General features: G+C 45.4%; 12 protein-coding genes. 1 reads left to right on the top strand and 11 read right to left on the bottom strand.

All coding sequences use genetic code 11. From position 1 onward, the window contains the following. Positions 1 to 9: 9 nt before the first annotated feature. Positions 10 to 999: a DUF6268 family outer membrane beta-barrel protein gene (locus SAMA_RS12245; protein ID WP_049757909.1), complete on the top strand. Its 990-nt coding sequence runs from the start codon at positions 10 to 12 to the stop codon at positions 997 to 999. 104 nt (positions 1,000 to 1,103) lie between these two features. Here the strand turns inward: SAMA_RS12245 and SAMA_RS12240 are convergent, their stop codons facing one another. From SAMA_RS12240 to SAMA_RS12190, 11 genes are all read right to left on the bottom strand, one after another. After that, on the bottom strand, positions 1,104 to 1,655 hold the full coding sequence (locus tag SAMA_RS12240) for a chalcone isomerase family protein (RefSeq protein WP_011760452.1): 552 nt from the start codon (positions 1,653 to 1,655) through the stop codon (positions 1,104 to 1,106). Positions 1,656 to 1,710: 55 nt separating this feature from the next. Next, positions 1,711 to 2,190: a DUF2947 domain-containing protein gene (locus SAMA_RS12235; RefSeq protein WP_011760451.1), complete on the bottom strand. Its 480-nt coding sequence runs from the start codon at positions 2,188 to 2,190 to the stop codon at positions 1,711 to 1,713. 95 nt (positions 2,191 to 2,285) lie between these two features. Then, on the bottom strand, positions 2,286 to 4,766 hold the full coding sequence (locus tag SAMA_RS12230; protein WP_011760450.1) for a motility associated factor glycosyltransferase family protein: 2,481 nt from the start codon (positions 4,764 to 4,766) through the stop codon (positions 2,286 to 2,288). Positions 4,767 to 5,173: 407 nt separating this feature from the next. Continuing rightward, a complete protein-coding gene (locus SAMA_RS12225; protein ID WP_011760449.1) occupies positions 5,174 to 5,872 on the bottom strand; it encodes an acylneuraminate cytidylyltransferase family protein in 699 nt (232 codons plus the stop codon). After that, positions 5,872 to 6,930 (bottom strand): nucleotidyltransferase family protein, encoded by a 1,059-nt coding sequence (locus tag SAMA_RS12220; protein WP_011760448.1) that lies wholly within the window; start codon positions 6,928 to 6,930, stop codon positions 5,872 to 5,874. Before SAMA_RS12220 ends, SAMA_RS12225 begins: the two co-directional genes overlap by 1 nt. After that, positions 6,923 to 7,420 carry a GNAT family N-acetyltransferase gene (locus SAMA_RS12215; protein WP_011760447.1) on the bottom strand — a complete coding sequence of 166 codons (498 nt, stop codon included), beginning with the start codon at positions 7,418 to 7,420 and terminating at the stop codon, positions 6,923 to 6,925. The genes SAMA_RS12220 and SAMA_RS12215 overlap by 8 nt, the downstream gene beginning before the upstream one ends. Continuing rightward, a complete protein-coding gene (locus tag SAMA_RS12210; protein ID WP_011760446.1) occupies positions 7,417 to 8,406 on the bottom strand; it encodes a hypothetical protein in 990 nt (329 codons plus the stop codon). The genes SAMA_RS12215 and SAMA_RS12210 overlap by 4 nt, the downstream gene beginning before the upstream one ends. Next, positions 8,387 to 9,553 (bottom strand): UDP-N-acetylglucosamine 2-epimerase, encoded by a 1,167-nt coding sequence (gene neuC / locus SAMA_RS12205; RefSeq protein ID WP_011760445.1) that lies wholly within the window; start codon positions 9,551 to 9,553, stop codon positions 8,387 to 8,389. Before neuC ends, SAMA_RS12210 begins: the two co-directional genes overlap by 20 nt. Further along, positions 9,553 to 10,551 (bottom strand): N-acetylneuraminate synthase, encoded by a 999-nt coding sequence (gene neuB, locus SAMA_RS12200; RefSeq protein ID WP_011760444.1) that lies wholly within the window; start codon positions 10,549 to 10,551, stop codon positions 9,553 to 9,555. The genes neuC and neuB overlap by 1 nt, the downstream gene beginning before the upstream one ends. Continuing rightward, positions 10,544 to 11,551 carry a GNAT family N-acetyltransferase gene (locus SAMA_RS12195; protein WP_011760443.1) on the bottom strand — a complete coding sequence of 336 codons (1,008 nt, stop codon included), beginning with the start codon at positions 11,549 to 11,551 and terminating at the stop codon, positions 10,544 to 10,546. The genes neuB and SAMA_RS12195 overlap by 8 nt, the downstream gene beginning before the upstream one ends. Beyond that, on the bottom strand, positions 11,544 to 12,701 hold the full coding sequence (locus SAMA_RS12190) for a LegC family aminotransferase (RefSeq protein ID WP_011760442.1): 1,158 nt from the start codon (positions 12,699 to 12,701) through the stop codon (positions 11,544 to 11,546). The genes SAMA_RS12195 and SAMA_RS12190 overlap by 8 nt, the downstream gene beginning before the upstream one ends. Between the last annotated feature and the right edge of the window lie 10 nt (positions 12,702 to 12,711).

Genomic DNA, 12,711 nt, shown 5'->3' with positions numbered 1-12,711 from the left:
ATGATCCCCATGAAGATGCCGAACCAGTCGCTGCAAATATCAATCACGTCAACCACATCAGTTACATCAGCGGTTGTTGCCAGCAAAAGCCCCAAAGCGTTTAACAGCACCCTTAAAGGTAATCCAACCTTGTTGACCACTCTGTGCAGTTTTGCCTTGTTGATGGGATGCTTTACCCCCAACGCCATGGCGCAGGGGCGTCCACCTTCGTTGTCTTTTCAGGCTGCCTATGCCAGTACCCAGGATGCCGAAGTGGGGCAGGCGACCCTGGGGCGCGATCTCTATATGTTCGATTTGAAAGGCAACCATGGACTCAATAAGAACTGGTCGCTGGGATGGTCACTGGGTTATGACGTGCTTGACTACCGTTGGCAATCCGGCGATGAGGCACTTTTTGCGGGCCGGGTTACGCCCTGGAGCTCCATCAATAGATACAACCTGTCGATGTCGGTTGGTTATCGAGATGACAATTGGTTTTATAGTCTGAGTCCAATGCTGCAGTATACCTGGGCCGATACTGCGTCTTCGTCCGATGCTCAGAGCTGGGGCCTCGTCGCCACCGCCATGCACAGGTATGAGAATGGTAATTTGCTGGGCCTCGGAGCTATTTACCTGGATGACATAGGTAAAAGCCGAGTCTTCCCGTTTGTGGCTGTTAACTGGCGTTTGTCGGACGCTTTTGTGCTGACCAACCCCTTTGACGCGGGTTTCAGTGGTCCTGCTGGGCTTGAAATTATCTATGAAATGTCGCCAGCATGGCAATTGGGGCTTGGCAGTTCACGCCGAAGCCAGCGGGTGTTGCTGGATGACAACGGACAAACCGTAGAATTTGACGAATGGGTTGGATTTTTACGCCTTGGCTGGCAGATTGGCCAGAAAGTAAGCCTCAATACCTATGCTGGCATGATGTTTAACGGTGAAATGGAGTTGGGCAGCGGGGAGCGGGAAAAACTCTCCAACGAGGCGGCTTTGGCACTGGCGTTTAAAGTCGAGTTTTAATCCATTGCAGCTCCAGAATACACGGCGGTAAAACCGTTAGCGCTGAACAATGCAGAAACCCAAAAAGGACCCACAGGGTCCTTTTTGGTCTTAGGGATGATGCATCAACGTCCGAGCATTTCCTGCTTAAGGCTTTTCTGGGCCGGATGCTCGCCGAGCCAGATTTTCAGAAGGGCCGCAGCAAAGGTTGCATCACCTACTTTAGGTAGGGGGACATCATTTTTGATGGCTTCCACGCCATCCCGGCCAGCAATCAGCACGAAGTTGTCGCCTGGTTTGATATCGGCTTCAAACAGCGTCATAAAGGTGGCGATGCTGGCCTTCATGGCGTCATCCTGTTTGCCATCGGTTGCGGCTTCAAAGCCTTCGTTAATTGCGTTACGCATTTTCTCGCTGGTGATAAGGTCAGACAGAATATCCAGCCGGATGATGGCTTTATCCTGTGCCATCACCTTATCGGCTGTGTCGGCTGTGGTGGTTAGATAGAGGCTGCCGACGTATAGGTCCATAAAAAATTTACTGCGTACCCCGGCGCCATTGAGCACATAGGCGTGATTATCCTGCAACAGGCTATCGGGCAGGGCTATACCCGCAACCTCTTTGGCAACACCCTGAAAAGAAAGGCAGAGTAACAGCAGGGAAAGGAGTGACTTCATAACGGCTCCGGGAAAAAAGAGGGGCAGGGCGGGAGGAAACCGACCTGGGTAGATATTAGCTGCGAACGCCCAATTGCACATTGCCATCCTGGGTAAAGAGCGCAACCTGAGGCTGGCTGTCTGACATCAGCAGTGGGCCATCATCAAAAAACAGAAAGCATTTCCAGTTACGTACAAACACATCCCAGCGGGTTTCGATGGCCTGATATTTGTCGTAGCAAAAGAACACCCGGGTATCGTCTGGCCACTCAAAATGAGCCGCCACAACGGCAGGCAGGGCAGGGTCTTCACTGTCCCAGGCGTCTTGCCAGATGTCGCTTTTCACCCAGCTTTTAGGGCGGCCGCCCCAATCGGCCTTGGAGAAATGCTCTGACGCACTGGCCTTATCACTCACCAATTGTTTCCACACCGCCATGGCACTTTTATCATCCAGAGGATAAATACAGGCCTTGTCATCTTCGCTTACCGGCAGGTCTTTGTTGTTGAAAATCCACTTGCGACGGTACTGCTCAAGGGGGATGTGACTGGTTTGCAAAAGAGGCTCCTGGTTGAGTGGAAAAGCTGCGTGGGAAAGCAGTACGGCTGGGCGGCATTATAGCCAGATGCCGCCCACAGGCAAAGGTGCGTCCCTTATTGGTGATAGAGTTCGCTTAAATATTGCTTGGCAACGGCATTACCGGGATCCGCCTGTTCTGCCTGATGGAAGGCGCTGATAGCCATGTCCCGCTCACCCGCTTCCACCATAAACTGGCCAAACTTAATCCAGGTCACCACATCACCCGGGTACTTATTCAGGTACTCAAGATAGGTTTCGGCGGCGTGTTGATACTGACCAGTCAATTTAAGCACACTGGCGTAGAGGGGATAATACTCGTCGCTGTATTCAATCAATTTGTCCAGCGCCAGCAAGGAGATTTCAGGTTTTTGCACCTTGAGGCCAAGGGAGGCCATTTCCTTGAATTCCCGCTCTGTGAGCTGTGACTCATCTAACTTGAGGAGCGTGCCCAGCGCGAGTGAATGCTCTCCCTTCAACTGATGATAAAAACAGTCTGCCAGCCTGTATAATCTTCCCGCTTCTTTATCTGTCGCGGCTCTACTTTTCAGAATTGCCGCCAGTTGCGACAGGCCAAAGCCATTGTGTGTGCTTTGCAGCAGCAGAAGCTTTCTTTCTACTTGGTCCAGCTTCGAATGGCTTTTTTCAATTCGCTTTGAGTAATTCGATTTTTGATGAATCAGTTCATTAAACTTTTCATTCAATGCTTGAATTTGCCCTAGCTGCAGCCCGGAGAGTATGCCCATATTGGCTTTTTGCCATATCATGGCACGACCAAATTCCTGATACTCAGCCCATTTTCTGAACAACACACCAGAGTTTGCGTTAGGGGATAATTCCTCCAAGCGTAAGCTGACTTTTTCCTGAGCCTGGGAAATGAGTTGTATCAACTGTTCAGCGCTGGAACGTACAGCTCTGTAGTATGCGTCCGACATAAAAAAGAGGTCCTTTCGCTGCCACTCGCTACTGTCAGTCGGCGTAAGGAACTGAGTAAATTCGGCATAGCCGAAAAACTTAATAAATTGATACATTGATGAATAACGCTCAGACAGCTGCTGTTCAATTTTGTCTATCCGTCCTAATAACGAACGATAGTAAGCATCACTGTGGCTTGATTTTGTTGTTTTGAGGACAGTGTTGATTTTAAGCGCTTCGACACTGGCATCATGTATTGACTTAAGCGACTCGTATGCTTTGTTCAGTTGAATTTTGGCATCCGAAATTTTTTGGATACGCTCTTTCCTTGGCGGTGGTTGAGTCAGTTTGGTGATAACTGTGCTTTTCTCCAAGGGACCGGATAGTTGGATATTGGATGTGGGCCTATGTTCAATTCCTTTAACCATGGCGGCTTGGGCAGATAAGTTGAATATTTTTTGACCCGCTTGGAGTTGGGTTACTTCATATTCAAGCGCTTCCCGTGCATGTACCATTTGGATAGACGTTTCAGCCTTGGAACCGTTATACGTGTCGACCCAATCGCCAATGATGCTCATATTGGCGCCAGCGGCGGCTTCCAAACTGCCTTTAGCGTGGGTATCTCCAGAGCTGGAAAAACAAAGATCGGTACCAGCCAATAAGATCTGCTCGAATCCCATACTGGCTGCAACTTTGACTGCTGCATTCGTAACAGTGGGGCCAACCGTTGAGATATTGGCGTCAGTTTCCTCACTGTTCCATGGAAGATAGCTACCTGTGTAAACAGAGGGACCTCTCCAATTAGCCAGTAATCGGGGTTCGATATGATTACTGTTGATAAACAATACCGATTCAGGAAGCGTTAGCATTTCTTTACTGACATCAAAGCTTGCTTCGTAGGGGTCAACCGATACGACAATATCCGGGATTAAGCCAATTGAGCATAACTGGCGGCAAATTCTTGAAACTGCAAAAATGACAAGCTCTTCTTGATGATTTATTACCCAGGGTAAGCTTTCATCAAGGGAGGGGCCGCCGGCGAGGATGATACAGCTCTTGCCTGAAAAACTTTCGGAAAGTACTTTGGCCGGTACAAGATTGTCTGCCACATTTTCCAGCTGACGTTTTACAAACAGTTTTTGGTTCAGCGTTTCTGAATGAACAAAGGTCTGCTGCTCCATTATCTTTTCAACGTTACTTAGCAGGGACACATATTCAGTGATATAGGCATATTTTGCGGCTTGGGATTTATAGGTTCTGGTCGCTTTTTTTATAAAGTACACCGGTATAGGGTCTTGTTCTATGGCCTCAGCAAACGTGGCGAGAGAGTGTACCTTTACTCTGTCCTTCACGTTTTCAGGTATTTCTATATTCATTAAAGCCATCACTGATTCCAGTTCGACAAACAGGTAGCGACTGCCCTTTGGAAGCTTGTGTTCAAGTACGTAGTTTGCCAATAAACCGGAATCTGTCCCTACTATCACATAGAGGTGATTTTCTTTTGTGAAAAGGTTTGGATATTCTCGTTCGAATAACTTTTCTGAAGGTTGATTTTCGAACAAGGTACGATTGACGCTGGGAAGGTAGGTCTCACCAAACTGAGTTACCGAAAATATGGGGGTTACGGAACTTTCGATACTCATGCCTGAAACTCCTGCTGGATCGGGATACCAAATAGCCACTTCTTTGACGCTGCGGTATGTTTTTAGAACAATGTATAGATAGAGCTGCAGTCTACGCAAGTAATTTGCCAGTGTTCAAGTCCATCTTCACCTGTTCATCCTCAAGGGGGGGGCATATTACTCAGTGTAGCGGCCAATAATGTTCAATTGATTGTTTTTTAAGCATTTGTTTTGTTGGTATTTAAATGAAATATGGTAGTTTGTTTAACTAGGGGGAAGGGAGACCAGCTTTCACTGTACACTTGCCGTAAAAAGGTGCGTTAACGGACGTATTCTCAGGTGGGTTTGATGTAAGGTGAATGTCGATATCTATCCGCACGTTAACCAATAATTATCTGATTTAATAAAAATTATGTTGGTAATAGCCATCAGGCCTGGGTCTGTAGGCTACTGATGGCCTCGGCTAGCTTGAAATCATACTCAGTGTCGATGTCGAGCGAGTGTTCATTATCCATGACATAAGCGAAGCTATTTTCACCGTAACTAATGCTTTTTTTGATTAAAAAACACTTAATATCAAATATATAAATGGCACCGTTGAAGCGGTAAAAGTCTGGTAATTCCTGGGATCTTTTCAAGTTTTCTGTTTTGATGAACCCATTGAGCGAATGGTTTGCGGGTAAGGTATTGGTCCACAGGGGAGAATGTTCACACGGGGTTACAGATGCAAGCTCCTCCGCCTGATTTGCAATAAACAGCTCCAACGCTTCATCTATGTGCTGAGCATTCCTGAATGGAGAGGTTGGCTGCAACAAAACTACCAAGTCATAATTATGAGCATACTTGTTTAATGTATATACAAGCACATCAGAGCTTGTGGCTGAGTCAGTTGCCAGTTCAGCGGGGCGTAATTCTGGGGCCCAAACAGCTAATGTTTGGGCGTAACTGAGTATTTCTTGGTCATCAGTACTGATGAATATTTCATCAATGTATTGACTCTGTTTAGCCGCTGTAATGGTCCAGCCAATAAGGGGAATACCCTTAAGTAGACGAATATTTTTACGCGGAAGGCGTTTGCTGCCGCCTCGAGCAGGTATGAGAGCCAGCACACGTTTATCGTTAAGCATTAATTAATCCCTAACACTTCTATGTCAGATTGTGCTTTGTTGAACTCATCCATTCGACCAATATCCAGCCAATATTCATGGATAGGGAATGTGTAGACTCTGTCACGTGCATGCATGTGTTTTTCAAGTAAAGCTGGCATATCTATGTGACTGTTTGGTTCGACGGATTTATATACAGCAGGGGATACCACATAGATCCCTGCATTTACAAAGAAATGCTGTACAGGCTTTTCCACCATTCCGGAGATTTTCTTTCCCTTGGTAGTGATTACGCCGTAGGGCACCTGATACTCATATTCCCGCACGCACATTGTCGCATCTGCTTGATTGATTAAATGGAACTCAAGAAGTCGCTCAAAGTTGACTGTGGTTAATACATCCCCATTGATCACGATTAACGGCAGGTCATCCTGTAGTTTATCTTTCACTAATCCTAACGCACCTCCCGTTCCGAGAGGGACATCTTCGTGAACATAGGTGATATTCGCACCAAAATTTTTACCATCACCAAAATGAGAATGGATTTTTTCAGGCATGTAATGGGTTGATACGTAAAAATGCTCAAAACCACATTTCACCATTTGCATAATCAAGGTTTCAAGAATGGGGCGTTGACCTATCTTAAGCATTGGTTTTGGACAGTCATCGGTTAAAGGTTTTAGCCTGGTGCCAAAGCCGCCCGCCATGATCAGAACAGGGTTGGGGTAAGTAGGTCTGGTCAGCGCACTTTGGAGAGTTTCCAGCCCGACGATTTTACCGTTTTTCAACAGTGGTACTGAGATAATCCCTTTGCGTTGCATCAATTCAACGAGGTCTTGCTTCGGCGTACCCGATTCTGCCGTGGTTGGATTGGTATTCATTACCAAAGCGATGCCATCTGAAAGAGATAAGTTCTTTAGCAGACCTCTTCGAATATCACCATCGGTGACAACGCCCACAAGATTTCGATCTTTATCAACCACCAGCGCTACTCTTAAGGCTTCTCTGTTGATAATTTCAAGCGCCTCGCGGATGGTAGATGTCGCTGAAAGAGTTACAGATTTCCACTTTTCAGTCATGGTGTTCACCGATGTTTTTGATAAATTTATAGAATTTTAAAGGCTGCTCTTCTTGGGCAAATGTTCGGAGTAGTGACTCATTCGATTTGATAAATCCAAGACGCTCGATGGATTTAGTCGAAGCAACGTTTGATTCAGCAATCCATGCAATCACCGCCTTGCAGTCTACAGGAAGTGAAGACATTCCCATATCGATCATCTTCGCTGCCAGGCCCTTTCCAGAAAAATGTTCCGAAACACCATAAGCAACTTCAGCAATGTTGCTGGCGCAGTCATAGTCAATATATAGATATCCGATTACCAATTCGTCCATAAATAACAGATAAAATTTTCTGGTTTCACTGTTTATGGCATTAATAAAGTGCTGGCGTAAGGTTTCTGACCGGGGCGCGGCGCTAAAACCAGACCAATAAACATTTTTTGCTTCCGAACGTATCGCTAAGAAACCATCAAAATCTTTTATCTCTGCCTGTTTTAGTCGAATGTTCACAGTGCCTCCTTGGCTATAATTTGGCACATCCGCTGTATATCAGACATCTGATATCTGGAGTCTAATGGTATAGAGAGTATGTTAGGTGATAGCTTATTGCCCAGAGTAGATAGCGATGGCCAATGAATAGCTAGGTACATATGGTTTTTCTTTAGTTTTTCTCTAACCCTATCTCTATCTTTTAAAAGTATTGGCAGGAAACTCGGTAAGCAAGGGTTGATGTCTATATATGTGACATCGCTAAGGGTTGCTTTTGCTATCTCCAAATTAGAACGTCTTAGCTCTGTTTCAGCTGAAAGGTTGTGGTGAAAAATGTTTGATAAAAATATACTATTATCTTCCGGATAATAGACTCCCTTGCTATCATCAAGGATGGATTCAGCATCTGAAAATAGATTCAAGTAACGTTCTTCGCTTTCAATTTTTTTAGTTAAAAACTGATGTTTTATATTTTTAGCTTGATACTTCAACCTGGAAAAAGTTTCCAATCTGGTGCGTTCGATTGGAATAAGTGGTTTGTTTGAGGCTAGTTGGCTGTAGTCAGCAATCCTGGATATTTTTCTTAGGCTGTTAAATGCACACCAGTGGCTATTTGTTTTTACAGTTGGTAGTTCAGCATCGAACACTGTGTCAATTATCAATGGAATATTCGACTGCTCTAGCGCTATGCTAAAAGATTTTGAACTGTGGCCAAAGTATTTAACTAAATATAGCGCGTCACAATTTTTTGCATCTGTAGGTAACTTGAAGTCTAAATCCAGCCCGACCTCATAAAACACAGGTTGTATAGAGAACTCCAGCAAAACATCAATAACCACTTGGCACACAAAATCAGGAACCAGTATTCGCTTGGCGTATAGATCCATAGAGTGCAATGCCCAACGAAGCGACGAGCGTCCACTGTTTGTAGTCCCATAATATAGGCCATCAAAAGCTATTTCTTGCTCACCACCAATCGGGAGTTTATCAGCCAATAGTGAGGTCATAAAATGGCTTTCTCTTTAAGCTATCTAAGTCAACAGATTTCAACACAGCAATCACTTTTTGGACGCTATCACCCTTTCCATATGGGTTTACAGTTTCTTTCAAGTGTGCTTTAAAGTCGTCAGAATAAATGGCTTCTAAGGCCTTGAGGATTTGCTCACTATCCACGTCGACATCTACAACGCTTGATGCACGCACTCTTCCCTTTTGTCTTTCACCAATATTGATGGTAGCTATCCTGAATGAAGGGGCTTCAACGATTCCACTGGATGAGTTACCTACAACCGCATCAACATACTGTAATGCGGATAAATACCTTTTTACTCCCAAAGAAGTAAATGCGATAGATTTTTCTGGGTGGCTATCGACATATTCGTCGATCATCATATTGACAGAGCGGCCGCCTACGTCGGAATTTGCATTCGTAAAAATGAGCAGCGTGTTATCTAATTGGTCAAGGGCCTTTAGGATAAGCTCAAAATCATTACGAACTTTCTCAACCTCTTGGGTAGTTTCCGGATGATAAGTAATCAGCAAGTTTTTAGGCATCAATTTACGGTGTATGCTGTTTTCAAATTCAACTTTAGAACTCAGTTGAATACGTTTGAGATTATCCAGGCCTATCTCGCCCACGGTAAACACTCTCGAAGGGAGTTCACCCATCTGAACGACTCGTCTTGAATACTCCTCCATCGCGGTAAAATGCAGTTGAGACATCTTTGTTACTGAATGGCGAATCAGTTCATCAATTGCCCCTTCAGTAAGCTCTCCACCACTCAGATGTGCCACTGGTATCCTGGCGATATTGGCAGCAGAAACAATCGGAATGAGTTCATATCTATCGCCCAATACCACGAGTATGTCGGGTTTCAGCTCATCAAACACTTCGGCAAAACTTATCAATGCCAGTCCCATACTCTTGCTGACGCCAACAGCTGTATCGGATGACAAGAGTATTTCCACCTTTTTGTTGATGCAAAAGCCATCCTCTTCGATTTGTCGAAGCGTGAGTCCAAATTCCGGAGAAAGGTGAGTGCCGGTAACGATCAGCTGTAATTCCAGCTCCGATGCTGCATTGATGTCCTCGAGTAATCCTCTCAACAATCCATATTCTGCTCGGGTTGCTGTCACAACGGAAATCTTCCGCATTAAATGAGGTCTCCTGATTGATAGTCCTTTTTGGCGATACTGCCGATTACCTCATCCCAGCGAGAAGGGGAAATTCCATCTCCCGGACGTCTGACATCCAACATATCGGCGGTTATCTCTGTGCCCGCGCTGATATAAGTATTTGCGATGATACTTTTTCTGACGAGCTTTCGATTAACCATTTCAGTTGACGTGGGGAGCTTTCGGCCATCCCCAAGGGATGCTTCGACATTTCGAATGGCTTGCACCAACGCTTTCAGTTCAGCAGGTTCAAGGCTCGCTTTGTGATCGGGGCCCGGCATTGCTTTATCCAGCGTAAAATGTTTTTCAATGATACTTGCACCCAAGGCGACTGCCGCGACAGATACTTCAATCCCCAAAGTATGGTCGGAATAACCGACCTTAACTCCGGGAAACGCATTTTGAATAGTCAGCATGGCACGTAAGTTTACGTCCTGTGGCGCCGTGGGGTAGTCGGTGGTTGCATGTAAAACCGTTATATCCGTTAGTGCCAGTCCTGCTTCTGTTAGCACAAACAGTGCTTGTTCCACTTCTGAAAGGTATCCCATGCCAGTCGATAGGATCACAGGTTTACCAAAACCTGCAATTAACCTGAGGAATGGAACGTTGGTCAGTTCACCGGATCCAATTTTAAAGACACTCTGTAATCCGTTTAAAAAACGAGCGCTTTCATGCTCGTCTGGGGTTGAAAGGAACAAGATATTTTTAGTATCACAGTACGCCTTTAACTCGATAAAGTCGGGATAACTCAGCTCAAGTCTCTTGAGCATTTCAAATTGAGACTCTTTTTTGTGTGTGTTTTCAATCTGATATGCAGCCATTTCAGCATCTTTGCTGACAAGCAATTCGGTTTTCCAAGTCTGGAACTTTACTGCATCAACGCCGGCTTCCACTGCAGAGTCAATTAGCTGCTTTGCCAGAGCAATATTGCCATTATGATTTACGCCCGCTTCGGCGATGATAAAAGTCTTAACCATGATTGGGCTCCAAAGCTCTATAAAGCTGAAATCTTGCCGGTATCTCTGCTGTGGTACTCAATTCGCACCAAAGTTTGTTCAGTTCTATACGCTTTTCGGGCATAAAGTCGATACCAGCAATATAGAAAGGTAAGGTTTTCTTTGAGAATTTAGACTTAAAGAGAAATAAACTATCTTCTTTTTGAGCGGTTCTTCCACCACCCAAAAGCATGTATTGACATCCATGGGAACGAGCAAGTTCGAATGCTGCATCAAGTAACAGGTAGTTCCCATTTTTGTGCATTAGTTCATGATTGTTGGCAGATAAATGATAGTGGGCCAACTCATTACCTATCATAAACAAACCTAAGGACGCGTAAGTACCCTGATATTTTACCGCCAGTAATTCTGTCCATCCAGTTGCTAACAACGCATGAAAATAACTGTTGTCAAAGAAATAAAATTTCTCGGCTTTGTTTCTTTCCATGGTATGGAAGTAAAATTGAGAGAATTGATCTATTTCTAGCGCGTTATGCTCAATATCTAACTGCGACTCCGCTTTTTTTATGATGTTTCTTGTCGTTTTTGAATACTGGCTTCGACGAGTGTCTTTTTCGGTAAGCTCTACTGCGACCACGTGTCGCTCAATACGGCACATATTAAAAAGAAAGCTGTGTTTGGCTAACGGGTTAAGCGGGTGAAACCGGATAAACTCACAAACAATATTATGCTGTTTACAGTGACTTTTATAGGCAGCAAAAGCACGATTGAGAAAGCCTTGATCCTCAGAGTTACTTAAGGGGCCTCCATAACCATAAGGGGTTTCCAAGTCGTATAACTCGTCACTTATAGGAACGCCCAATACATTGTCGATTCTGCGCTTGAGAGAGCAAAACCTGATGCGAGACTGACCTTCTTGATAAGTATACTCAAAGTATTCAGCGTCATTCTCATACAAGGAAATATAGCTTCGCCGGTAGTAAATATCTGAGGCTAATGCATTAACATCCAGTTCAATCATTGACCACCTCGGCTACCGGCGTGCTGGGCAGGTTAATCAAGCGGGCTTCAAAGAACTCGGCGTTGGTCAATTCACCCCGAAGACTGTATTGATACATGGGCAAACGGTGCATCAGCTGCCAAACAGGCCGGGTCATAACACCTGCAACATTGGTAAATTGCAGTAACTGGTCACGCTGTTGACGATCAGCACAAACGATGGCATTGAGCCAGTAGTTAGATTGGGCATATGCCGGCTCTGTGACGAATTTAAGGTCACTCGACGCAAATAATGCTTCGTACTGATGGGCAAGCTGCCGTTTTTGAGCGAGATATTGCGGTAAACATTCCATCTGAGCACAACCCAATGCAGCATTGATATTAGGCATTCGGTAATTAAATCCCGGCTCATCATGATAAAACTCATAGGGGTGGGGTACTTTGGCTGTGGTGGTCACATGTTTTGCATGCAATGCGCTTTGCTCATCGCTGCAAAGCAGCATACCGCCGCCTCCTGTGGTGATGATTTTATTACCGTTAAAGCTGATGGCACCGAATTTTCCTACGGTTCCGGTATGGTGCCCCTTGTAATAGGATCCAAGACTTTCTGCTGCATCCTCGACCAGGGTGAGTTGCCATTTGGCGCAAACACTGACCAGTTCGTCAAGTTCCACCGGATGCCCAAATGTGTGCATTGGCACCACAGCCTTAATTCTTTGCCCAGTTTGCTTATGAACGGGGCCAAACTCTGTCAGTTTCGCGTTTTCCTGCAGATAACACGCTACCGCTTTTGGGCACAGCCCCAAGCTCAGTGGTGAGATATCGACAAATATCGGCTGCGCGCCCATATGAAACAACGCATTTGCCGTTGCGACAAATGTCAGGGCCTGAGTGATCACCAAGTCGTTACGCTCAACCCCTGCGAGGTGAAGAGCTGTATGCAGAGCAGCAGTACCATTGACGGTTGCGACGGCGCCGGCACAACCGGTAAAGTCCGCTATCTGGCGTTCAAACCTGTTGACATATTGGCCGACACTCGACACAAAAGTGCTGTCTATGCAGTTGAGTACATACGACTTTTCATTGCCGTCGAAGCTCGGCACATGCAAAGGGATTTGCTCATTGCTTTGGTATATGTCTCGTACAAACTCAACGAGCGTTTCAGGCTTCATGTCGTTGGTC

The sequence above is a fragment of the Shewanella amazonensis SB2B genome, from assembly GCF_000015245.1.
Lineage (GTDB): Bacteria > Pseudomonadota > Gammaproteobacteria > Enterobacterales > Shewanellaceae > Shewanella > Shewanella amazonensis.
This window is presented reverse-complemented; position numbering and strand designations above follow the sequence as displayed.